22 protein-coding genes are annotated in these 23,872 nt (G+C 38.7%); 15 read left to right on the top strand and 7 right to left on the bottom strand.

What is annotated here, in order from left to right:
- Positions 1-154 precede the first annotated feature (154 nt).
- A complete protein-coding gene (locus I6E82_RS14020) occupies positions 155-1,933 on the bottom strand; it encodes an ABCB family ABC transporter ATP-binding protein/permease (RefSeq protein ID WP_197118133.1) in 1,779 nt (592 codons plus the stop codon).
- Positions 1,934-2,051: 118 nt separating this feature from the next.
- Positions 2,052-4,115 carry an HAD family hydrolase gene (locus tag I6E82_RS14015; protein ID WP_197118132.1) on the bottom strand — a complete coding sequence of 688 codons (2,064 nt, stop codon included), beginning with the start codon at positions 4,113-4,115 and terminating at the stop codon, positions 2,052-2,054.
- Between the two features lie 471 nt (positions 4,116-4,586).
- On the opposite strand from I6E82_RS14015, the gene I6E82_RS14010 reads away from it, so the two are divergent.
- The 7 genes from I6E82_RS14010 to I6E82_RS13980 all read left to right on the top strand — a co-directional run bounded on the left by I6E82_RS14010 (position 4,587) and on the right by I6E82_RS13980 (position 9,884).
- Positions 4,587-5,048 carry a hypothetical protein gene (locus I6E82_RS14010; RefSeq protein ID WP_165721524.1) on the top strand — a complete coding sequence of 154 codons (462 nt, stop codon included), beginning with the start codon at positions 4,587-4,589 and terminating at the stop codon, positions 5,046-5,048.
- Between the two features lie 108 nt (positions 5,049-5,156).
- Positions 5,157-6,995 (top strand): protein translocase subunit SecD, encoded by a 1,839-nt coding sequence (secD, locus tag I6E82_RS14005; RefSeq protein WP_197118131.1) that lies wholly within the window; start codon positions 5,157-5,159, stop codon positions 6,993-6,995.
- The gene (gene secF / locus I6E82_RS14000) at positions 6,988-7,932 is read left to right on the top strand and encodes a protein translocase subunit SecF (protein ID WP_197118130.1); all 945 of its coding nucleotides are present in this window, start codon (positions 6,988-6,990) and stop codon (positions 7,930-7,932) included. Before secD ends, secF begins: the two co-directional genes overlap by 8 nt.
- A gap of 181 nt (positions 7,933-8,113) precedes the next feature.
- Positions 8,114-8,590 (top strand): GreA/GreB family elongation factor, encoded by a 477-nt coding sequence (locus I6E82_RS13995; protein ID WP_007582643.1) that lies wholly within the window; start codon positions 8,114-8,116, stop codon positions 8,588-8,590.
- 323 nt (positions 8,591-8,913) lie between these two features.
- Positions 8,914-9,171, top strand: a complete 258-nt coding sequence (locus tag I6E82_RS13990; protein WP_010555056.1) for a type II toxin-antitoxin system Phd/YefM family antitoxin — start codon at positions 8,914-8,916, stop codon at positions 9,169-9,171.
- Entirely contained in the window at positions 9,159-9,476 is a 318-nt protein-coding gene (locus I6E82_RS13985) for a type II toxin-antitoxin system RelE/ParE family toxin (protein WP_024592928.1), read from the top strand. The genes I6E82_RS13990 and I6E82_RS13985 overlap by 13 nt, the downstream gene beginning before the upstream one ends.
- 198 nt (positions 9,477-9,674) lie before the next feature.
- Positions 9,675-9,884 (top strand): zinc ribbon domain-containing protein, encoded by a 210-nt coding sequence (locus I6E82_RS13980; RefSeq protein WP_197110830.1) that lies wholly within the window; start codon positions 9,675-9,677, stop codon positions 9,882-9,884.
- 271 nt (positions 9,885-10,155) lie between these two features.
- Here I6E82_RS13980 and I6E82_RS13975 read toward each other — a convergent pair whose 3' ends face one another.
- Entirely contained in the window at positions 10,156-10,494 is a 339-nt protein-coding gene (locus I6E82_RS13975) for a zinc ribbon domain-containing protein YjdM (RefSeq protein WP_101217298.1), read from the bottom strand.
- A 293-nt stretch (positions 10,495-10,787) separates the two neighbouring features.
- On the opposite strand from I6E82_RS13975, the gene I6E82_RS13970 reads away from it, so the two are divergent.
- The 3 genes from I6E82_RS13970 to I6E82_RS13960 are packed head-to-tail and all read left to right on the top strand — an operon-like array spanning position 10,788 to position 13,820.
- Complete coding sequence (locus tag I6E82_RS13970) at positions 10,788-12,182, top strand: RimK family protein (RefSeq protein WP_197101990.1); 1,395 nt, start codon at positions 10,788-10,790, stop codon at positions 12,180-12,182.
- Between the two features lie 4 nt (positions 12,183-12,186).
- Positions 12,187-13,299, top strand: coding sequence for a GNAT family N-acetyltransferase/peptidase C39 family protein (locus tag I6E82_RS13965; RefSeq protein WP_197118129.1), 1,113 nt, complete (start codon positions 12,187-12,189; stop codon positions 13,297-13,299).
- A gap of 8 nt (positions 13,300-13,307) precedes the next feature.
- Positions 13,308-13,820 (top strand): MgtC/SapB family protein, encoded by a 513-nt coding sequence (locus I6E82_RS13960; RefSeq protein WP_138586145.1) that lies wholly within the window; start codon positions 13,308-13,310, stop codon positions 13,818-13,820.
- Positions 13,821-13,874: 54 nt separating this feature from the next.
- Here I6E82_RS13960 and I6E82_RS13955 read toward each other — a convergent pair whose 3' ends face one another.
- Positions 13,875-14,885 (bottom strand): GlxA family transcriptional regulator, encoded by a 1,011-nt coding sequence (locus I6E82_RS13955; protein ID WP_101217300.1) that lies wholly within the window; start codon positions 14,883-14,885, stop codon positions 13,875-13,877.
- A 126-nt stretch (positions 14,886-15,011) separates the two neighbouring features.
- On the opposite strand from I6E82_RS13955, the gene I6E82_RS13950 reads away from it, so the two are divergent.
- Together I6E82_RS13950 and I6E82_RS13945 are read left to right on the top strand one after the other, a co-directional pair.
- Positions 15,012-16,919 (top strand): beta-ketoacyl synthase, encoded by a 1,908-nt coding sequence (locus I6E82_RS13950; RefSeq protein ID WP_197118128.1) that lies wholly within the window; start codon positions 15,012-15,014, stop codon positions 16,917-16,919.
- Between the two features lie 191 nt (positions 16,920-17,110).
- Positions 17,111-18,136 carry an energy transducer TonB gene (locus I6E82_RS13945; protein ID WP_197118127.1) on the top strand — a complete coding sequence of 342 codons (1,026 nt, stop codon included), beginning with the start codon at positions 17,111-17,113 and terminating at the stop codon, positions 18,134-18,136.
- 105 nt (positions 18,137-18,241) lie between these two features.
- Here I6E82_RS13945 and I6E82_RS13940 read toward each other — a convergent pair whose 3' ends face one another.
- A complete protein-coding gene (locus I6E82_RS13940; RefSeq protein WP_024600286.1) occupies positions 18,242-18,658 on the bottom strand; it encodes an MgtC/SapB family protein in 417 nt (138 codons plus the stop codon).
- Between the two features lie 213 nt (positions 18,659-18,871).
- Between I6E82_RS13940 and I6E82_RS13935 the strand changes: the two genes are divergently transcribed.
- Both I6E82_RS13935 and I6E82_RS13930 read left to right on the top strand, forming a co-directional pair.
- Positions 18,872-20,389, top strand: coding sequence for a BCCT family transporter (locus I6E82_RS13935; RefSeq protein ID WP_331459161.1), 1,518 nt, complete (start codon positions 18,872-18,874; stop codon positions 20,387-20,389).
- A gap of 72 nt (positions 20,390-20,461) precedes the next feature.
- Positions 20,462-20,800, top strand: coding sequence for a hypothetical protein (locus I6E82_RS13930; protein WP_024607503.1), 339 nt, complete (start codon positions 20,462-20,464; stop codon positions 20,798-20,800).
- Here I6E82_RS13930 and fghA read toward each other — a convergent pair.
- Complete coding sequence (gene fghA / locus I6E82_RS13925) at positions 20,754-21,596, bottom strand: S-formylglutathione hydrolase (protein ID WP_121954832.1); 843 nt, start codon at positions 21,594-21,596, stop codon at positions 20,754-20,756. The two genes, I6E82_RS13930 and fghA, sit on opposite strands and share 47 nt — an antisense overlap.
- Positions 21,597-21,668: 72 nt before the next feature.
- On the bottom strand, positions 21,669-22,790 hold the full coding sequence (locus I6E82_RS13920) for an S-(hydroxymethyl)glutathione dehydrogenase/class III alcohol dehydrogenase (RefSeq protein WP_007375333.1): 1,122 nt from the start codon (positions 22,788-22,790) through the stop codon (positions 21,669-21,671).
- Positions 22,791-22,924: 134 nt separating this feature from the next.
- Here I6E82_RS13920 and I6E82_RS13915 point away from each other — a divergent pair, with 134 nt between their 5' ends.
- On the top strand, positions 22,925-23,797 hold the full coding sequence (locus I6E82_RS13915; protein ID WP_197118126.1) for a LysR family transcriptional regulator: 873 nt from the start codon (positions 22,925-22,927) through the stop codon (positions 23,795-23,797).
- Positions 23,798-23,872: the final 75 nt, after the last annotated feature.

Raw genomic sequence — 23,872 nt, 5'->3', positions numbered from 1 at the left:
GATATTAATCAGACAAACAAACCTTTTGAGGTGAATCACCACAGTGCTCGATAAAACTAATATAGAGGAAAAGAGAAAGGCTAATAGGCGCTATAAAAGCTTTATTTAGCTCGAATACTTGAAAGTATCCGAGCTAAGAGGGGTCACACACTATTTATTTTTTATGCTGAAGCTCCCACATACGGGCATATTCTCCGGCGAGTGTAAGTAACTCATCGTGCTTACCTTGCTCAATAATTCGTCCGGCTTTGAGCACAATAATGGTGTCTGCATCGGTAATAGTAGAAAGGCGATGGGCAATAACAATACTCGTATGGTTACTGGCAACTTCACGCATTGCAGCAAGTATTGCTTGCTCAGAATGAGAGTCGAGTGCAGATGTTGCTTCATCAAAAATTAAAATAGGGGACTTTTTCAAAATAGCACGTGCAATGGCAATACGCTGTTTTTCGCCGCCAGATACTTTTAAACCACGTTCACCAACCAGCGTTTTATCGCCTTTATCGAGTGTTGCTATAAAGTCTTTTAAATGCGCCATAGCAATGGCTTCGTCAATTTCTGCATCGCTTGCTGATGGTCTACCGTAAGCGATATTTTCACGAATCGTGGTGTTAAACAACACGGTATCTTGCGGGACTATTGCAATGGCTTTTCGTAAACTATTAAGTGTTACTGAGTTTATTGCTTGATTATCGATACTAATTTCACCAGCGCTTACATCATAAAAACGATAAAGCAGTCGCGCTAATGAGCTTTTACCAGCACCACTCGCACCAACAATGGCTACTTTGCTGCCTGCTTTAACGCTAAAGCTAAGGTTATTAAGAATAGGGCGGTGCGCATCGTAACTAAAATTTACATTATTAAATGTTATTTCACCTTGGCTAATATTGAGCTCTTTAGCATTAAGTGCATCGGTTATTTGTGGTTTTTTGTTAAGTAGCCCAAGCATGTTTTCAAGGTCGGTTAGGGCGCGTCTTATTTCGCGGTACACAAAACCTAAAAAGTTAAGTGGTAAAAATAGCTGAATCATATACGCGTTAATCATCACAAGTTCACCAATAGAGAGTGTACCTGCAACTACCTCGGTTGAGCCCAACCACATTAAAGCGGTAATAGCACAAGCGATAATAAGTGCTTGGCCTGAGTTAAGAGCGAGCAACGACATTCTATTTTTTAAACGGGCTTTTTCCCAGTTTGCTAAAAAGGTGTCATACGTTTTAGCTTCAAACTGCTCATTATTAAAATACTTTACAGTTTCATAATTAAGCAAACTGTCTATTGCGCGGGTATTACTTTGATTGTCGGCAGCGTTTGCTTCTCTAATAAAGCGGTTTCTCCACTGGGTAACCACCACAGTAAAGGTAATATAAATAGCAACTGCCAATAATGTAATAAGCGCAAACCAAACAGAAAACAACGTGCCAAAAATAATCGCAACGGTCAGTATTTCAAATAAAGTAGGCACAATATTAAACATTAAAAAGCGCATTAAAAAGCTTAAGCCACTCGTACCGCGTTCTATATCGCGGCTAATGCCACCGGTTTGCCTATCTAAATGAAAAGCCAGCTCAAGTGAGTGCAAATGCTTAAATACTTTTAAACCAATATCACGCATGGCGTGCTCGGTTACACGAGAAAATACAGCATCCCTTATCTCACCTAAAAATACACTGGCAAAACGCAGTGCACCGTACATCAATAACAATAAAGCGGGAATAACCAACAGTGGGTTAATCGACTTATCTATCGAGTCTATAATTTCTTTAAGTGCCCAAGGCATTAAAAGCGTGGCACCTTTTGCGCCTATAAGCGCCATAAGTGCAATAAAAACACGGCCTTTAAATTTTGTAAGGTAGGGCCACAGTGTTTTTACACTTTGGCGTAAATTCATGGCGTCTGGTCGTTTTTCACTGCTTTGTCTGGGGCGCATTCAGTATCTCAGAGTTGGTATATGGGTAAATAAACTAACTTATAAGCTAACAAGCTCAGTAAATTGAAATAAGGAAAGGTATTAGTTTAATTTTAAACATTAAAATGGAGTTACCAACTTAATGCTTTCTAAAATAGCAGTATATATTTTCCGGTAGAATATATCGCATATAACGTTTTCTGAAACCAGCTTTCCATAATGATTTGCTATAGGCTTGCTTAAACTTAATCGGGTTAAGAAACATTTTTAATGGATCGGACGTTTTAGCAAAGTAACTTTCATGGCTATTTGCTCCGACATACTCAGAGTGTTTTAGATTACCAAAGTTTACGGATTCGCTATAAGTAGGGGTTTTTAATAGTCGAGATATAGGTTTTATAGCTGTTTCAGGAGCGATATTTATTTTTTTATAGTCCCTCTCAATAGCCATAAAATCAGAAATAAAGTCCATAGCCCCTTTTTGAAATTCGTTTATTGTATTTAGCTTATCGTTAGAAAAGTCATTAGGTTCGAATATAGCTACTATGTCATCATTTTTTTTATCGAATTTAATTACAGAGCCGTGAGGTGCCGAAAAAATAAATTCGAGCATATGCACACCTTCCGATAATACTTGAAAATTATTTTTAGGTTCTGAAAAGTTACACATATAGCCAGACATCGGAAACCCTTTTTCAGCAAACTTCATTGCAGTTTGAAATGTGCCTAGGTAATAACCATGAATATCTATTTCATTATTTTCTAATAGCATTAGCTTATTCAGTGAATTCTGGATTGTCCCTTGCCATCCAATGTCAACAATCGCGACTTTTTTGGTATCCATAAACCCAATTTGATCCAGGTAAGTTAATAGGTTTTCTCTTTCGACCGCTGCATTACTACATATATCATCAACTAATAAATGAAAGAGTTTTGCTAATTTATCCTTATCGCTATCTGTTTCTATTGTATGATTTTGATCAGAAAAGCCTACTTTTTTTATTTTTTCAATATGTTTTTCCGCTTCTATATCAACTCTATCAAGGTAGTTTACGACGCTCAAATTAGGAACAAAATGACAAAGTACCTTTATCGAATATTCATCGATGCCATTGTATATAGTGGGGATGTTTATAGCTCGCCTTGATGCATACATATATTTACTAACAGGGGTTTTAATTCCTTGATTCATAAGGCTATACACTTTATGCATAATATAGCCGTCGCGCGCAAGGAAAAATATATGTTCTATTTCTTGATGTATTACCTGACTAGTAAGCCAGCGAGTTAAGCCAAAATATATTATTCCACAATAAACATAACCGAAGTCGTACCAAATATTTTCATTGTTATTATTTCTTTGGGTAAACGTTTTGTTGATGATAGTCGCAAAATAAATAGATTCTTCTATAGAGAGTTTTGAAGGATATAGCTTCCTTAGCCTTTTAAATGAATGATGACTAAGCGCATATTCACTGGTTTTTTTGTAATAATAAGGTTTGATGCCTTCTTTCATCGCATTAATTACATCGGCGAAGTAATAATCGCCAATATGTAATAGCTTAGATGGTTTACAGGATAGTTCTTTAAGTATATGTGGATATAATCCACCTTTAGACTTTGATTTACGGATTACAGAAGATAAAAATAATTGATGGAATTTTGTATAACCATTATCGTAAAGAATTTTTTTTATCACATATTCTGGTAAGTACATGTCTGAGGTGAAAATTACCTTTTTATCACTATCAATACAGTATTGATAAAAAGAGTGCATATATTCATTTTTAACACAAAATTTTAATTCTATTTCGATTTCTAGCGCTTTCAATGTATTTATTGTTTTGCTGTCTAGATCTTGTGTTTTTTGTATGTGTGCATATATTTCATCCAAGCCTATGGATTGGGTACCATCAAGCTCAGTTAGTATCTTTGTCGCTTCTGGTTCTGCTTTGCTTCGGATACTTTTAAAATCTATGTCTAGCTTTTTATGTTCATCATTATATAAATTTTCAACTATTGTAAAAATATCAGCTGGTTCGAGGACTTTTCTGAGGATCACTGTATCGAAAATATCGAAAGAGACTATTTCACTGTTGTTTATTAGCTTTTTTAGGTCAGTGTCATTACTTAGGGTATTTATTAGCTTTAAGCTTTTATTGTAAAATTTTGCGACAATTTTACTAACTATGTTTTTTTTCATAATGACTTTCCCTGCCTTATTTACTATCCATAACATAATTAAGAAAATCAAAATTTAGCTATTTGTTTACATTTAATTATACTAATTTCGTATATCCGCTGCAACTTACGCATTTAATAGTACGAAGCATCATAGGTTACCTGTTATTTTACCAAAAAAAACCACTAAATGAATGTTAAATGAATAATAAAACTGCAAATATTAGATGGTGGGTAAGCCTAAATAATTACTCAATTTTCATTGGGTAAGGGGAAGGTATGTTGCCGAAGTAGTAGATTTAAACGTAACATATTTTGTAAATTAGATTTTCAAAAGAAAATTTAAATAATTCGCTCGATCTCAAGTAACTTTAGCGCTCTGAGGCGAAAGTAAAGCTATGGGGAAAGTTAAACTAAATACATAGCAGGCTATTGTATTTAAAATACTAGCCCTTATATACTACGAATCCCTTATTTTAGTTTTAAAACGTGAATGTTTAAATTTAGAGTGTTTTTAACTGCCTTTTTGCTACTTGCTGCACTTTTTAGTGTGCAGAGCAATGCTATGGGCGCCTCACAAAATTTAAATATCAATATTAGTACGCAGGTTTCGCTTACTGATATTGCCGATTTAACTAAAATACAGCCTATTAGTAAGTCTGTAGATACTTCGCAGCATAAAAAAACGCATCAAACCGATTTTGACGCGCACCAACCAAGGTTAACAGCCAATAATTCATCATTGTTTTTGCACACTGTTCAAAGTGAGCCAGAATACGATGTGGTTTTTGAATTTTTTGCTCAAAATCTTGTTAGGCATATATTCTTACGACCAAGAGCAATTAATCCTATACAGCCTTGGTATACGCTTGTAACTAATAGTAAAAAGTCGCGCTTGAGTGGCTGGAAAGACGTAAACTTACTCTACAGAGCTGTAACTACCTACCACGCTTAATTTTCCTTATTTAATTTTATTAGGTTTTAACTTTTAAAGTTTTAGCCTGCAGATTAATTGTGCTTTTAAAAAGCACGTTGCTAGCTTTGCTGGCAATAAGGATTCAACATGTTAAGTTTTAAAAAAGATAAAAAGCCGTCTTCGGCTAAGTTCAAATTAAGCTATATAGCCATGCTAATAGTATTGGTTTTATTAGCTATCAGCGCATTACCAAACCTATATCCAAATAAATCGTGGTTGCACGTAAGTAGTACGCCGCACAGCGAAACGCAATCTTTACCGAGCACTAAAACGCTAGTTACTTTTTTAAATAAACAAGGGCTAGAGGTTGAGCAGGGTTTAGATAAGCAATCGACTATTAATATACTTTTAAACGAGCCAACTAAAAGCGCTCAGGCGCAAGCGGCTATAAAAGCGCAATATCCAAACACGCAAGTTAAAATTGTTGAGCATGCAACCAGCCCAACATGGTTACAAGATTTTGGTTTATCACCAATAAAGCTGGGCCTTGATTTAAATGGCGGTGTGCTATTTGTACTAGACGTAGATTTAGATAAAGCCGTTGATGAGCAATTAGTCAGTGCGTATCAACAAGCTAAATCAATCATCATTAAGCAAAAAGCACATGGCGTAAAAGCGCAGCAAACTCAGCACGGGTTTGAAATAAACGCATTGCCTAATTCAACCGACAAGTTAACCCCAGTTATTGAAGAGCTACAAAGCCGATTTGCTAATTTAGCCGTTGTAACAAGCAATAACGGCAGCGTTAAAACTGCCAAATTTAGTTATTCAGAGCAAGGCCGCAGCAGCTTTGATAAAGAAGTAATGGGGCAAACACTCACAACCCTTCGTTCACGTATTGAAGAGTTAGGCATTACCGAAGCGGTAACACAGCGCCAAGGAAAGCACCGCATTCGTATAGAGCTACCAGGCGTGCAAGATCCAACCGAAGCAAAACGTATTATTGGTGCAACAGCATCGCTTGGTTTTTATCAATTAAAAGAAATTGGCGGGCAAACATTTAATATGCAATCGGGCGGAACCATAAAGCTCGATCCTGTGCCAATTTTTACAGGCGATCATATTAATAATGCAAACATAGGCCGCGACGATTGGGGTAAACCACTTGTACAACTAAGCCTAGACGGCCTAGGCGGGGATGCAATGTCGGCGTTTTCAAAAGCCAATATTGGTAAGCCAATGGCGACGGTTTACTCTGAGTACTCTCAAAATGCTAAAGGCGAAGTAGTTAAAAAAAGCGAAGTTATTAACGTTGCCAATATTGCTCAGCATTTAAGTTCGCGTTTTAGTATTACCAATATGAAAAGCCAACAAGTGGCAGCCGACCTGGCATTATTACTACGTGCAGGCTCGCTTACAGCACCCGTTACAATTGTGCACGAACAAACAATAGGGCCAAGCCTCGGCAGTGAAAACATTAGTAATGGCTTAGCCGCGCTTATGTTAGGTATGGGTATTACCCTTGCATTTATGGCGCTTTGGTATCGCCGTTTAGGCCTTATTGCAAATGTGGCACTTATATTAAATTTAACGTCGCTTGTGGGCTTAATGTCATTATTACCAGGGGTTGTGTTAACGCTTCCGGGTATTGCAGGTCTGGTGCTAACCATAGGTATGGCGGTAGACACTAACGTAATAATATTTGAACGCATTAAAGAAGAACGTCGCCAAGGCCGTGCACCATATCAAGCTATTCAAGAGGGTTATAAACAAGCCGCAAATACAATATTTGATGCCAATATAACCACCATGATCACCGCACTTATCTTATACGGCATAGGCTATGGGCCCGTTAAAGGTTTTGCCATTACACTCGCACTGGGGCTTTTAACGTCTGTATTTACAGGTGTGTACGTATCAAAAATATTGAGCCAAACGTTGTATTTAAAAATGGGTAAAAAAGTAGGAGAAAAAGCACATGCTTAATTATTTTTTGAAAGGTGAAAAGGGCACACGTTTACGCTTTATGGGTATGCTTTTAAGTGCCATTTTAGTGCTGCTATCCGTATTTACGCTTACGCAAAAAGGTCTAAATTTTGGCCTAGATTTTACCGGCGGTTATTTAACTGAGTTTACAACCAGCCAAAGTGTTGAACTAAAAGAGCTTCAATCGTTTATTGCTAAAAATCACAACGGTGAGTTTGAGCTAACCGCGCAAGGTAATAGTCATTTTCAATTAAAAGAAGCGCCAAGTGCATCAACTACATCAACAACAGCTAATAGCCCTGATTGGCAAAGCGCTGTTACACAAAACGATGATATAAACGCACAGGTATTATCGTCAGCTTATATTGGTTCACAAGTGGGCGATGAGTTATTTGATCAAGGCTGTTTAGCAATGTTTGCTGCAATGATTGCAGTAATGATTTACCTTGCAGTGCGTTTTGAATGGCGCTTAGCACTCGGCTCTGTGGTAGCGCTAGTGCACGATTTAATACTCGTACTTGGGTTATTTTCACTATTACAAATTGAGTTTAACCTAACCGTACTGGCAAGTTTACTGGCTATTATTGGTTACTCACTTAACGACTCAATAATAGTAGGGGATAGAGTACGTGAGCTTTTACGTGTTCAATCAAACAATGTACTTAGCCCAGCGACTATTATTAATAATGCGATTAAAAGTACACTAACACGTACCTTAATAACGTCAGGTACCACACTTGCAACGGTTGCGAGTGTTTGGTTGCTTGCAGGTGCACCACTGCAAGGCTTTGCTATTGCATTATTTACCGGCATTGTAGTGGGTACGTTCTCGTCTATTTGTATAGCGGCAACCTTGCCAGAGCTATTGGGCTTAAGCGCTAAAAACTACGAAGTTAAAGTAGATGCCCACACGCAAACATTATTAGATATGCCATAAGGTTTTTAATAAAGCACAAGCAAAGAGTAGCATCAACCAACCGCCCTTTGTTTGTTTAATGCAAATTTAAGTTCCGCAAGTATTCCCACCAAACTTGCGGGGTTTAAAACAATGGTTTTAAGCCCCGCAAAAATGTTAAACTAGCTGCCTTATTTTTACAGCCTGTATTGTACTAATCCCCATGAATAAAACCCACGTTATCGAACATCTTCGCTTTGCGCTAGAAGCGCAGCTTACAACAGCAAAAGTAGCGGCAAAAACTGCGCACGACACCGCCACACATGAAGAAAACATAGCCGAAAATAAATACGATACCCTAGGGCTCGAAGCCGCTTATTTAGCACAAGGCCAAGCCCAGCGCGTAAACGATTGCTATAAAAGTATAGAATTGTTCGAACCTGCCTTTAACGAAAAACCAACCGATAAAATAGCTATCGGTTCGCTGGTGTGTTTAGAAGATGATAACGCAGCCCAAAAATGGTTTTATTTAGGCCCCGCAGCTGGTGGTTTAACAGTAAACGTTAAACAGCACGCAATTGCTGTTGTAACACCCGGCGCACCAATGGGTAAGCAGTTACTAAATAAACAGATTGATGATGAAATTACGTTAACAATTGCAGGTAAAGCCCACGAATATGTGGTGGTAGAGATTTTATAAAGCTTTGGTTTTTAAGAGAAGCTTTTGCTGGCAGAGCTATGCCAACGTAATAATCGCTTATTTATATTCATAAATTAATTGTCGGATGGCATGTCTTCACCATTTATCCAACCTATAGCTATGTTTTTATAGCGTAACGTGGTGTGTATTTCAATTTCTACAAAGGCATATAATGAGAAGTACCTAATAGTTTAAAAGTGAGCAGGGTTGACGTTAGGTGCTCCCTTTTTAATTGATTTTAGTGGTTATACAGCCTCGTTAGTTGTATTTCCCAAGTTGGCTACTCGGTGCTACTATAGTGATACATTTGTTTGGGGATTATTATGAGAGTAGAACTAGTAACAACATTGAAGCGTCAAGCAACGAAGATATTATCTGAACTTCATTCCTCTAAAGAACCTGTGTTGATAACTGAACATGGACAACCATCTGCATACTTAGTAGATGTTGATGATTATGAATTTATGCAAAAGCGTATGCAAATTCTTGAGTCTCTTGCAAAAGGAGAGCAGGCAATAAGTCGTGGTGAAACCATGTCGAATGTTGAAGCTAAAGATAAAATGAATAAATGGCTGAAATAATTTGGACTAATCCAGCTTTGGATGATCTTAACGATATCGCTGAATATATCGCATTAAGCAATTTACAGTCAGCGAAAAAATTGGTTTCCAAAATATTTGAAAAAGTTGAACGTCTCGAACTCTTTCCTGAATCAGGTAAAAAACCAATTGAGTTAGCTAACCTAAATTATCTTGAACTGGTCGTGAATCCTTGTCGTATATTTTACAAAAAAGATAACGATAAAGTATATATTTTGCACGTAATGAGACAAGAACGAGACTTACGAAAATTTTTGTTGCTAACGCAATATACAGCTAACAAGTAGGTAATCCCTGAGTGAAATTAGTATGACTCCCGTACTAATTATTATAAAAAGCAATTATTAAAAAGCCATCCAAACATCTATCAAAATTCCAACTTAACCAATATAAGAACTAAATTATAGTTTGTTTATTAAAAAAATTGCTACACACATTCCTTAAGTGTTTAATATACCGTACATAAATAATATGGAGGTTGAAATATGAGACATAACAATTGGTCTTGCTCTAAGTTTAATAATAACGAATTTGATACCGGTGAAATAAGAGTTTCGGGTGGCTTTTGGTCAAGAATTTTTGATGTTCAAAATAAAAAGTACACCGCTGTGACATGCAGTCGATGTAGTTTTACTGAATTTTATAAAGGTTCATCATCAACACTTGGTAACGTATTTGATTTCTTTACTGGGTAATCAAAGCTTAAAAAGCACTTTAACTGAAATGTAAACTGATCAGTTCAATAGATACCTCCTCATTAAGGTGAGGAGGTTAAATGCTTAAATATACCTAAGCGATAATTCGCCTTATTAAATGTAGGTGGACCTTTAGATATACACAACTAATAGCAGTTAAACAAAATCTATTACACGCACTAATAATAGGCTTCAATAACAGACCATAAGGCTTGGATGAATTTATTTTTATGATTTTTCATCTAACATCCTATGTTTTAAATATCCAATTTTAGGTAGCTTTCTTCACAAATTTCGCTGTTACCATCATTTCGCCAATGCCATCTACTTTACAATCAAGTTCGTGATCTTTTTTATCAAGCACTCTTCTAACTACCGCTTTGGTGCCAATTTTAATTACTTGCGAGCTGCCTTTAATTTTTAAATCTTTGGCTACTGTCACTTTGTCACCATCATTTAGCAAAGTGCCATTGGCATCTTTAACTAAAATTGCGTGTTCATCGCTTGTATTATTAGGGTTCCACTCATGGGCGCACTCGGGGCAAACAAGCAGTTGTTGGTCCTCGTAAACATATTCACATTGGCATTTTGGGCAAGCAGGCAGCGACATTTTTAACTCTCATAAGGTATTGTTTTGCGTATTTTAATCTGCGTTATTAGTTAATCAATATTTTTTATCTTCACGTTAAAAATATCTCGTTTGTGCGTTTTTAAAAAAGGGCATATAAAGCACATGTCGCTTAAGCAATTTAAGCGCTAACTCGTACAGTAGGTACCTGTTAAAGCACCCATCATATTAAGTGATTCGCGCAATGCCCACTTAGTACGATGGGTGTTTCTATTTATAATGCTTAGTATTTTACTAAGCATGCTTTTTATATTTTGACTTAACTAGGAAAAGTCGTGTTTAAAACCTTAATTGTGGTTGATAACAACGAGCAAACGCTTGCTCAATCGTTCGAAAATGTAATTACGTTTAATACCTACTTACGTGATTACCCAAAACATAACGAACCAAAAACACGCATTATTAATCTGTGCGACTCAAGCCAATACTTGAGCAAAGGTTACTATTGCTCGTTACTTGCTGAGGCGCGCAAGCACCAAGTTTTACCCAGTGTAAAAACCATTAATGCTCTTCGTAGTGGCCAAGCACCTATGTTAAATGTGGGCCAAATAGATGGCACACTTTACTTTGGCAATGCCCAAAATGATTTACAATCAAAAGCAGCAAAGTCGGTATTTAAACAATACCCAGCGCCTATTTTATTTGTTGATGAGCAAGGCTTATTACAACAAGGCTCGATGTCGTCTTTAAGCGAGCAACAGTACAGCGAATTTGTAGCCAAGCTAGATAACTTTACTAAAACGCAGTGGCGTATTAGTTCGGTACAACGTCGTTTTAGATGGGACATGGCAATACTTGTTGATCATAACGAAAAAGTACCGCCGAGTGATAAAGACGCCATTGCACGTTTTATTAAAGCCGCGGCTAAACACGGCATTAATGCACAAGCATTAAGCTTTGACGAAATTGATAACATAGCCCAGTTTGATGCGTTATTTATTCGCCAAACTACAGCGATTGACCATCCAACGTATCGCCTTGCAAGCAAAGCGCAAAGCCTTGGTTTAGTGGTTATTGACGATGCTGAGTCTATTTTACGTTGTTGTAATAAAGTGTATTTACACGATGCGTTTAATTACCAAAAAGTGCCAAGTTTAAAAACGGTTGTAGTGGCTGATCAATCAAGTGAAACGCTTGAGCAGCTAGAAGAAGCGTTTACGTATCCGCTTGTTTTAAAAATGCCTGAAGGGTCTTTTTCAAAAGGTGTTTATAAAGTGTCAAACCGCGATGAGCTTGAAGCTAAGCTTACAGAGTTGTTTGAATTTAGCGCATTAGTGCTCGCGCAAGAGTACATGTATACCGAATACGATTGGCGAGTGGGTGTGTTAAATGGCCGTGCTATTTATGCATGTCGTTATTTAATGGCGCGTAACCATTGGCAAATTTATAACCACGACGCTAAACGGTTTTTCTCAGGTGGTTTTGAAACTCTGCCAACCTTTGAGCTACCAAAAGCGGTGTTAGATGCTGCATTAAAAGCATGTAAAACAGTGGGTAGGGGTTTATATGGCGTTGATGTTAAAGAGCATCAAGGCAAAGCATACGTGCTTGAAGTAAACGACAACCCAAGTATTGATCACAAAGTAGAAGACGGCTATTTAGGCGACGAGCTATACATGATCATTATGGATGAGTTTAAACAACGTTTAGAAGCACGAGGCCGTGGGTAATAACATGAGCAACCTTGTTATTCGAAAGGCGCTTAGCAGTGATTTAAACGCACTTATTGACGTTGAAAACGCCTGCTTTAATAACGATAAATTAAGCCCGCGTAGTTTAAAGCGCTGGCTAAGTGCAAAACACGGTATTTTACTCGTTGCTGAAGACGACGAGCAAATATGCGGCTATGGGCTAGTGTGGTGCCATAAAGGCACGCGTTTAGCGCGTTTATATTCGCTTGCTGTAAAACCCACAATGCAAGGTAAGGGGATTGCAAAAGCACTGCTTACTAGCCTAGAAAAAGAAACGTGTGAGCGGGCTCGTATTTACCTTCGTTTAGAAGTGGCTGTAAATAACGAAGGTGCGATTGGGCTTTATAAAAGCTTGGGTTACAGAGTGTTTGGTCAATACAGCGATTATTACGATGACCACAGTGACGCACTACGAATGCAAAAAAACATTCGACAAACGAGTGAGTTAAAAGTGGCGCGTTTAACGCCGTGGTATCAGCAAACTACCGAGTTTACGTGCGGACCTGCTGCACTATTAATGGCAATGGGGGCACTTGAGCCAACTACTGAGCTTAGCCAATCACATGAGCTAGCACTTTGGCGTGAAGGTACCACCATTTTTATGACATCGGGTCATGGTGGTTGCCATCCGTTTGGTTTGGCACTTGCCGCTCATAAGCGTGGTTTTAAAAGCGAAGTAATGGTTAATACCACCGAGCCTTTGTTTTTAGATGGCGTACGCAACGAAAACAAAAAAGTGGTACTTGCCACCGTGCATCAACAATTTGTAGATGGTATTGCACAAGCAAATATACCGCTTACACATAAAGATGTAGAGCTTGAGCATATTGAGCAGTGGTTAAGTAAAGGCTTTAGTGTGCTGTTATTAATTAGCACATATAGTTTTGATGGTAAAAAATCACCACATTGGGTGTGTGTTACGCACCTTGATGAGCATTGCGTGTATGTTCACGATCCGTTTTGTGAGCCCGGTAACGATAAACAGCTCGCAATAGATTGCCAGTATGTACCTATTGCACGAAGTGATTTTAGTAAAATGTCAGCGTTTGGTAGCCAACGTTTACGAACGGCGGTGGCTATAGCTAATAAAATATAAGGTTAACCGTGAATTTTTTAGATTTAATTGATGTAGCCCCGTATTCGTGGGCAGCTATTGGTACTGCAGCTTTTTGCGGTGCCATTATTGGTATAGAGCGCCAATTGCGCGGCAAACCTGTAGGTATTCGTACCTCTGCGTTAATAACCTTGGGTACGTATTTGTTTTTATCGACCGCGTTTAATTTACAAGGGGATGTAATAGATCATTCTCGTGTAGTTGGGCAAATAATTACAGGTATTGGCTTTTTAGGGGCTGGTGTTATGCTCGCAAAAGATGGTGCGGTAGTGGGTGTAACTTCTGCTGCAACCATCTGGGTGCTTGCATCAATAGGCGTTATGATAGCGACCGAAAACCTTGGCGCTGCAATAAAGCTCTCGGTGCTGGTGGTCGGTATTTTATACGGTGTAGACGTACTCGAGGCTAAATTTAAAAGCTTAAGCAAAGGCGTACACACTAAAGTAAAAAACTATCAAAAACGCTATTATCGAAAAGAATTTAACGACACAGAACGCCACTAAAAGTGGCGTTTTTTTAGTGTTATTGAAACAAGTACTAGTACTATTAAATATCGACTATCCAAATAACTTGCGTCTAACTACTTTTCTGTAACCACTGGGTGTTTGGCTTAATACTTTTTTAAACACGCGTGTTAAATGCCCTTGGTCGTTATATCCCACTTCTAAAGCCACTTCTTGAATTGATAAATTTGATGATGCTAATAACTCCTTCGCACCCTCTACGCGTAATTGTTGCCAATACTCAATAGGGCTTTGATTAGTGGCGGCTCTAAAACGGCGGGTAAAAGTACGGTAGCTCAAGCTAAATTGGGCAGCGACTTCTTGCAGGTTTAACTCGGTGGCTAAATTTGTTTTTAGCCAAAACTGAATTTGCGCAATTAGCTCGTCGGGATGACGGTCAACTGCACCTTCTAAGTAGCGTTGATCTTCGTAGGGTTTACGTATTTCGTGCGAAAAGTTTCGCTCTACATGTTGAGCGGCGGCTTTTCCATAGTACTGACTAATAATATGTACGATCACATCTGCAAGGGCATTAAGGCTTGCTACGGTGTACATGCGTTCTGACTGGGTTATAAAAAAGTCGGGTTTTAAACGCACTAACGGGTAGTCGTGGCTAAATTGATTGGCGTAGTGCCAATGGGTTGTAGCAGGGTGCCCATCAAGTAAGCCAGCCTCAGCTACTAAGCAGTTGCCAGTGCCTACACCAATTATATGGCTGCCTGCGCTAAAGCTCTCGCTTAGCCAATCAACTACGCCTTGATTTGTACGCACTACAGGGCGCGGGTTTCGCCAAATTCCGGGCACTATAATTAAATCACTGTAGGGGGCGTTAGTTGTTATGCAATCAGGAATTATCGCAAGGCCTGCGCGAGTGGGTATAAATTCAGCATTTTTAGCCACTAAATTTATAGCAAGCGGTCTAAAGCTTTGCTTATCAAGATGGCCTTTAGCAAAGGCCTCGCCGGCTCTTAACATCTCAATAGGCAGCGTTAAACTAGTCACTAATAAATGCGGATAAACCGCTATAGCAATGTTTAATGGTGGATTAGTGTTTTTTTCAGTCATATAAATGCTCCGACCAGTACGTTTTGGCCTTTTGTGCTGAATATTTGGCTATTAAAGCACAATGTATGGTACGTAATCCATTTAAACTGCGTGTTCATCTTATAACACGTTTTTTAAAGGTAAATTATGACTGCATTACCCGTTATAGTAGGCATGGGTGGCATTAACGCCGCTGGCCGTACTTCTTTTCATCAAGGTTATCGCCGTATCGTGTTAGATAGTTTAAACGCTAAAGATCGCAGTGAAACATTTTTAGGCCTCGCCACATTGATGAATCTAGTAAGCGTTGTAAACGGCCAATTACAAGATACACAAGGTAATAATGTTGAGCAAAGCGACATAGAAGCACGCTTTGGTGAGCAAATTATTGCCGGTACACTTATTCGTAAAATTGAAAAAGAACACTTTGATGCAGATGCCACACCGTGGCAGCAAAAAATGACGCTAAACGCATCAAGCGATAACGCTATTGTGTTTGAAACTCGCGCTCGCGACTTACCGGTACCTGTTCCAGCTAGCTGGCAAGTTGAAGAACTTGAAGGCAAAAAAGTGAAAGTAACTATTGCAGCCGACTTAGATGTTAAGCATGACTCAACACGTGATAATCCAATTAAATCTGCAGGGCAATTTCCGACTGGATTTGATCCGTCTGTTATGTATAACAGCCGCTATCAGCCTCGTGGTTTGCAAGCGACTATTTTTGCAGCTACCGATGCTATTAAATCAACAGGGCTTGATTGGCAACACATTATGAATAGCGTAGAGCCAGATAAAATTGGTACCTATTCAGCATCGGTAATTGGCCAAATGGACGACAAAGGCCTAGGCGGTTTAGTAAAGGCGCGCCAACAAGGCGACCGTGTTAGCACTAAGCAGTTAGCACTGGGCTTAAATACAATGTCTACCGATTTTATTAACGCGTATGTTACGGGCAATGTGGGAACTACGTTTTCGACCTCGGGCGCCTGTGCTACGTTTTTATACAACTTACGTGCAGCAGTAAACGACATACAAGCAGGGCGGACACGCGTTGCGGTTGTCGCAAGTGTTGAGTGTGCTATTACACCAGAAGTGATTGAAGGCTTTGGTAACATGAGCGCACTTGCAAACGTTGAAGGTTTGCGTCGTTTAGATAACTTATCACATGATGAAGAACCAGATTATCGTAAAAGCAGTCGCCCGTTTGGGGATAACTGTGGCTTTACATTAGGTGAAGGCGCACAAGTTGCTATTTTAATGGACGATGCATTAGCCCTTGAATTAGGCGCTGACATAATGGGCTCTGTGCCGGATGTATTTGTAAATGCAGATGGCATAAAAAAATCAATTACGTCACCTGGTCCTGGTAACTACATTACCATGGCTAAATCGGCTGCTTTAGCAACGAGCCTTTTAGGCAAAGAAGCTTTGCAAGAACGTAGCTTTATTTTAGCGCATGGCTCAAGTACACCGTTAAACCGCGTAACAGAGTCGCTGATATATCACAAAGTAGCACAAACGTTCGCTATTGATAATTGGAAAGTGACAGCGCCTAAAGCTTATGTTGGTCATACTATAGCTCCTGCAAGTGGCGACCAATTAGCGATAGCTCTCGGTGTATTTAGTCACAACATTATGCCTGGTATTACCACAATTGATAAAGTGGCTGATGATGTTTACACCGATCATCTTGATATTCGTAATAGCCATTACGAATGCAGTGAAATGGATATAGCTTTTATAAATTCAAAAGGCTTTGGCGGTAACAATGCAACAGCAATAGTACTTTCACCAAAAGTGACAATGCAAATGCTCTCTAAGCGCCATGGCGATGACGTTATTACTAGTTACGCTCAAAAAAATGTAGCAATTAAAGCCGCTCAACAAACGTACCAAACGCAAGCTGATTTAGGCCAGTATGAGCTAATTTACCGCTTTGGCGACGGACTTATTGATGACAATGACATTGTAATAGACGAGCAAAGTATTAAGTTACCTGGCTTTGAAAAAGCAATTACATTTAGCACAACAAATTCCTACCAAGATATGTTTTAAGCACACATACTTGTTAGCAAGGCGCTTTTTAAGCGCCTTTTTTAATGCCTAAAATATATGTAGCTATTAGATTATTTTTGTTATGGCCCAAATTTAGCTTATTAATTGAACTTATTTTTTGTGTTTACACTTGCTTTTATGTTGATCATTTGTTTCTATTATATAAACACTATCTAGGATGGATAAAACCGATGAAAAAACTCATATTAGCGCTTTCTTTAACTTCTGCTTTTACTCAACTCCCTGCTTTTGCAGACGACTTTGTTCCTGCAGAAGTGATTAATAAAAACTACGATCAGCTCACTAATACTTCCTCGCGCGCTTCGAGGTTAGAGGGGATTAACTTAAGCAGTTACGTGGTCGATAAAAGCGGGCAGGTTAGTGATATAGAAATTGTAGCTACGGTCGGGCAAAAAAAGTACCAAAGAGAAGTAATGGATTACGTATCTAAACTAAATTACAAAAGCGCAAAATTAAATGGTGAGACTATACCTGTAGCAAAAACTATTACTGTAAGTTCACAAAATTTACATGTTGGGTTTTCAAACGATAAGGCATCGCGTGGCTTTTTTAATGATTATGAGCAAGCTAGTAAATTAATCGATGAAAAGAAATACGATGAAGCTAAAAGTCTTATTGATGAACTAGAAAGTGAACATACCAAAAATACGGTTGAAATTGTTTTACTTTCGTGGCTTAAAAGCCAGCACAGTTATTTTGTGCAAGATTGGAAGAGCTTTGATCAGCATATCTACGAAGCGTTCTTATTTAGAGGTAACCTACCTGATCAAATTCAAAAACGTGTGATTAAAAATGCTTTACAGTGGTTTATATCAAAACAGGATTATGTACGAGCCTATGATGCAATAGATGCACTAGGCAATATTGAATCTATAACTTTTACAGATCAAAATAAGGAACAGTTGTTAACCCAAGTGAACGATATTTATAAAAACTCGGGAGATATTGAACAACAATTTAGTTTAGCTTCAGAGCAAGCTGTAATGCCTATGATGTCGAAGTCTGAGGTTAAATTACAATCAGAATTACCACTGAGCAAAGTGCAACTTAGATGCGAAAACAAAGTCGTTGACTATGACACTAATACAATTGATAAAATTGTTATTTCGAAAAATGATTTACGTTGTGGATTATTAATAAAAAGCGCTCAAGCACAAACAATTACACTTAAGCAAAGCGGTGAAAGTTTTTTATAAAAATGTAACTCCCCACATATAAATTATGGGGAGTTATCGTATTAATAAGTATTGGCTATTCAAACAATGCATTGAAATTTTGCTGCAATACTTATTAAAAAACTATCACTTAAACTTTTTTACATACCTAAGCGTTATAAAATTAATAATGGCAAGTAAAATGGCTATTTCGTAACGGCTATAGGCTACAGCTATACCAATTAAGCCCATATTCCAAATACTGGCTGCGGTTGCAGTGCCTGAGGTAGTACGGTTATTTTTTAAAATTGCGCCACCGCCAATAAAACCAATACCAGTAATTATACCTTGCAACATTTTAGATTGAGCTTCTGCACCATCTAAAACCGACATAGCAATAAGTGCATACCCGCATGATGCTACCGCAACTAGCGGAAAGGTTCTAAGCCCTGCGCCATCATGACTACGCTCTCTGTCGTATGCCATGGGTAGTGCAAGTAGGTAAGCAATACCTAAATGTATTAAATTATCGATGATTTCATTCCACTGTAAATCAATTTCCATTATTGAGCCTGTGCTGGTTAATTTTGTTAATAATAAGCAAACAGCAAGCCATGGTATAAATGATTAATAATCAATGGCTTATTTTTTATATCTGCATTTAATAAGAATTATTGAAGAAACTTTTACATGTTTTTATTACTATTTTACGCAATAGTTAATTTGATCTGAGTTTTAAAGCCTCGTATTCTTTTATCCAGACTAAAAGACACCTATGTGAATCTCTTGCCTTTAAATGGAACATTAAGCACACCCACTAAGCTTGAAAAAACAGCCTTACTATTTTGCGTTGGGTTATCTGTTATTGCTTTTTTATTTCCTGAATTACTCACAGAGGACTTACAACCCGCTATTAATAAAATTTTAGGTTATTTAGGGTCGCCATTTTTTATATTGGTAAACTTGTTACTTTTTTCTGTGATAGCTATTGCTATAAGCCCATTAGGGCAACGAAAAATAGGAGGAGCGCAAGCACTTGTTGAGTTTAGTACCTTTGGTTGGCTTTCTATGTTGTTTGCAGCAGGGATGGGCTCAGGACTTATATTTTGGGGAGTAGCAGAGCCTGCACTACACACGGTTAACTCGCCTTTAAAGCAAAGCTTGTATCCCAACCACCAAACAAGTGGTTTGGCGCTTACCTTAGTTAATTGGGGCGCGCATGCATGGGCGCTCTATGCAGTATTTGGCTTGTTATTAGGTGGGCTTACTCGTAATAGTGGTAAAGCGGGCGATATTAGTGCGCCTGTGATCAGTGCAACTAAAGGCGTTATTAATCGGGCTAGGCAGTTACAGCTGAGCTTTAGCATTAAATTAATTGCCATACTTGCAATATTTTTTGGTGTAGTGGGCACAATTGCTAATTCAACTTTATTACTGCGTAAAGGGCTCGAGCTTGAGCTAGGGGTTGAATCGGCTTTACTTTCGGGGTTTATTATTATTTTTTTAATTGCGCTGCTTTATACTACTTCTGCAAAGTTGGGGCTTAAAAAAGGAATTCAAACTCTTAGTAAATTTAATGTGTTTTTAGCATTTGCACTTATAGCATGGCTATTAATTTTTGTGCCTATACAGCCAATTATAGATATAGCAATAGGCGGTACATGGGATTACATTCAGCTCATAACCACAGGTACATGGCAGTTTGAAAGCGTACTTAATGACCCAGCATGGGCAACAGGTTGGACATACAATTACTATTTTTGGTGGTTAGCTTGGGGCCCGTTTGTTGGTGTGTTTTTGGCAAAAATTAGCCAAGGACGGCCGGTTTGGCAATACATTTTAGGTGTCGTATTTGTACCAACCTTTGTGACTATTATATGGTTTAGTGTGTTTTCGGGCTCTGCAATTGCGTGGGATCAAACTCACAATGCAGGCATTTTAGATGCTATTAAAGCCGATTATACGCAAGGGCTGTTTGTATTTTTCGAGCAATTAGGCTGGCAAGGCGGTCTATTAATTTGGTCAAGTTTATTACTTCTACTCATTTTTGTAGCCACATCAGCAGACTCTGCTGTTTTGGTTATTCGCCAATTAAGTGGTGCAAGTGAAGATCAAACATGGAGCTTGTATGCTTGGTCGTTTGCACTAGGTTTATGCGCTTTTGTTTTGTTAGTACAAAACAATGAACCATTAAACAGAAGCGTTGCTATTATTGGAGCGCTTCCTTTTTTAATTATATTTATATTGCAATTAATTGGTTTTATTAAAGAGTTCATACGTGAATTTAAGCACTAAGGCTTACATTTATTTACAATGCTATTTTTAAAATTGTATATAATTTAGGTAATTATATTGGTGGGGTTAATAATGCGTACTTTTTTGATTATTCTATTTTCAAATGTATTAATTGGTTGCGCTGCTGCGGGTATAATTTTAGATGGGGCAGCGCGCTCTCAACCTGGCCCAGTAAATGCGGGGCCTGTTGTAAAAGATAAAGAGGGCTTTAGCTTTACTAAACTCGGTGTTGAAGCCGATATGGCTATAGTTGAATTTATTAAAGGTAAGGGCAATAACAATACTGTACAAGTATGCAGGCAAGTGAGTAAAGTATTGAAAGAGTGTGTAGAGTTAGAAAAGTCATCCCTACACACTAATGAGCCTATGCAGTTAAAAACTGATGATGAAATAATAAGTGTTGGTCAATAAAGCTGCTTATAAAAAAGTAGCTATGATCGTAGCCTGCTTGCATTTCAAGTGTAAGCGGGTAGCCTTTTTTATCAGCAATAGCGACTAAGTTCTCTGGCTTAAGTTGCTCTTGTAAAAAGCCATCTGCATCACCTTGACTCACTAACATGGGTAAGTAATGAGCTTGCTCTGCGTTTTTCATCAGCTCGCAGCTATCATATTGTGCCCAAAGCGCCTTATCATTTCCTAAATAGCCAGTAAATGCTTTTACACCCCAAGGGCATTCAATCGGATTTACAATAGGGCTAAAAGCCGAGGCACTTACAAACGCAGTCGGGTTTTTAAGTGCAACCATTAATGCACCGTGCCCGCCCATAGAGTGACCACTAATTGCTTTTGTGCTTGTAATCGGAAAATGTTGTTCAATAAGTGCTGGTAATTCACTAACAACATAATCGTACATATTAAAATGAGTGTTGTAAGGAGCTTGCGTGGCATTTACGTAAAAGCCTGCGCCTTGTGCAAAGTCGTAGCTGTCTTCATTGGGGACGTTTTCGCCGCGCGGGCTAGTGTCAGGCGCTACAATAGCAATACCCAGCTCAGCTGCTTTTTTAAATGCGCCGGCTTTTTGCATAAAATTTTCGTCTGTACAGGTTAAACCTGATAGCCAATAAAGTACCGGTACTTTGTTTGTCTCACTTGCGCCAGGTGGTAAAAATACGGCAAAGCGCATAGTGCTATGTGTACTTTGCGAGCTGTGAGTATATTGTTTATGCCAACCGCCAGACACTTTTACACTTGAGATATTTTCTAACATACTTAATCCTTAAAAGCCGTAAACTTAAAAGTATTACGGCTTATTAATAAGCTATTTTACGAATGCAGTTTATTAGTAATGAATGACTGTACGAATACTTTTGCCTTCGTGCATTAAATCAAATGCTTCATTAATATCTTCAAGGCCCATTGTGTGAGTAATAAAGTCGCTAAGAGCAAATTCACCCGCCATGTAACGCTCAACAATTTCAGGAAGTTGTGAACGGCCTTTAACGCCACCAAATGCACTACCACGCCATACACGCCCAGTTACTAGTTGAAACGGGCGGGTTGATATTTCTTGGCCTGCACCCGCCACCCCAATAATTACTGACTCTCCCCAACCTTTGTGGCAACACTCAAGCGCTGAGCGCATTACGTCAACATTACCGATACATTCAAACGAGTAGTCAACGCCGCCGTCTGTCATTTCAACAATAACTTCTTGAATTGGCTTGTCGAAATCTTTTGGGTTAATTAAATCAGTTGCACCTAGTTTTGTAGCTAAATCGAATTTAGTGGTGTTTATATCAACACCAATAATACGACCAGCACCGGCCATTTTTGCGCCAATAATCGCAGACAAACCAATACCGCCTAAGCCAAATATAGCAACAGTGTCGCCAGGCTTTACTTTAGCTGTGTTGGTAACTGCGCCCATGCCTGTTGTTACACCACAGCCGAGTAAGCAAATCTCTTCTAGTGATGCTTCTTTATTTACTTTAGCGAGTGAAATTTCTGGCAATACAGTGTACTCAGAGAACGTTGATGTCCCCATGTAGTGATAAATTGGTTGGCCATCTTTAAAAAAGCGTGTAGTGCCGTCTGGCATTAGGCCTTTACCTTGTGTTTCGCGCACGGCTGAGCACAGGTTAGTTTTACCTGAAGTACACATTTTACATACGCCACATTCTGCAGTGTATAAAGGAATAACATGATCCCCAACTTCAACACTCGTTACGCCTTCGCCAACTGCATAGACAACACCAGCGCCTTCGTGACCTAAAATAGCAGGAAAGATGCCCTCAGGATCTTGGCCTGATAATGTAAATGCATCGGTGTGACATACACCTGTAGCGGTAATTTTTACCATTACTTCGCCTTTTTTAGGCATCATCACATCAACTTCTTCAACACTAAGTGGTTGATTAGGACCCCAAGCAATGGCAGCTTTTGATTTAATAAATTCAGACATGTGTTTTATTTCCTTTAACTGGCTATTAAAAAATAATTGTAGACCCAATTTGCTTGGGTGATGTGCTTATTGTATTTGTTTCTCAAATAATGATAATCTCAATTTTATTAAAACACTTTTACAGTATGGTAATAATGGCGCGTTGGAATGGAATAGATGAGTTTATAGCTGTAGGGGAGGAGGGCAGCTTTACTGCGGCTGCAAAAACGCTTGGGCTTTCGGTTGCGCATATTAGCCGCCATGTAACAGCGCTTGAGCAACGTTTAAATACACAACTATTAACTCGTACAACCCGTAAAGTGGTTTTAACCAAAGAAGGCGAAGTGTACTTACATCAAATAAAGCACTTACAACATGCTATGGATGAAGCAACTCAAGGCCTTGCTCAGCAACAAAGCAGACCTAAAGGTAAAATAAAGCTCACAGCACCAGTTATGTACGGAGAGAGCTTTATTATGCCCATAGTGCATAACTTTATGAAGGATCATCCCGAGGTCGAAGTTGTTGCCACACTAAGTAACGAACAAGAAAACTTATTAGAGGGCGGATTTGATTTAGCCATAAGGCTAGGGCATTTAAAAGATTCGAGCTTAAAAGCGCGTAGGTTAAGTGCGCGGCGGTTTATTATGTGCGCGGCACCACAGTATTTAACTCGATTTGGTGAGCCGCATACTTTAGGCGAGCTAAACAGCCATGAATGTTTAATTGGGAATAGTAGCTACTGGCGCGTAAACGAAAATGGGCGCGATAAACACATTAAAATTGCGGGGCGGCTACAGTGTAATAGTGGTTGGGCGCTGGTGGATGGCGCAAAAAAGGGGCTCGGTATTGTACAGCTCCCAGACTACTACATTGAAAACGAAATTAACTCCGGGCAATTGGTGCCTATTTTAACACCCTATCAACCACAGCAAGAAGGAGTATGGGGCGTATATCCACCAAGGCAGTTTGTGGCTACTAATGTACGGGTATTGCTCGATTATTTAGTCAACGGGCTTAAAGCTTAACCGCGAGTTAATGGTTAAATACATATTGCTGTAAATATAGCCAAGTATCAGATTTTTAAATTATTTCTTACATTT

This window comes from Pseudoalteromonas sp. NZS11 (assembly GCF_015864765.1).
Classification (GTDB): domain Bacteria; phylum Pseudomonadota; class Gammaproteobacteria; order Enterobacterales; family Alteromonadaceae; genus Pseudoalteromonas; species Pseudoalteromonas arctica.
The sequence above is the reverse complement of the archived record's forward strand: the minus strand, read 5'-3'. Positions and strand labels throughout refer to the sequence as shown.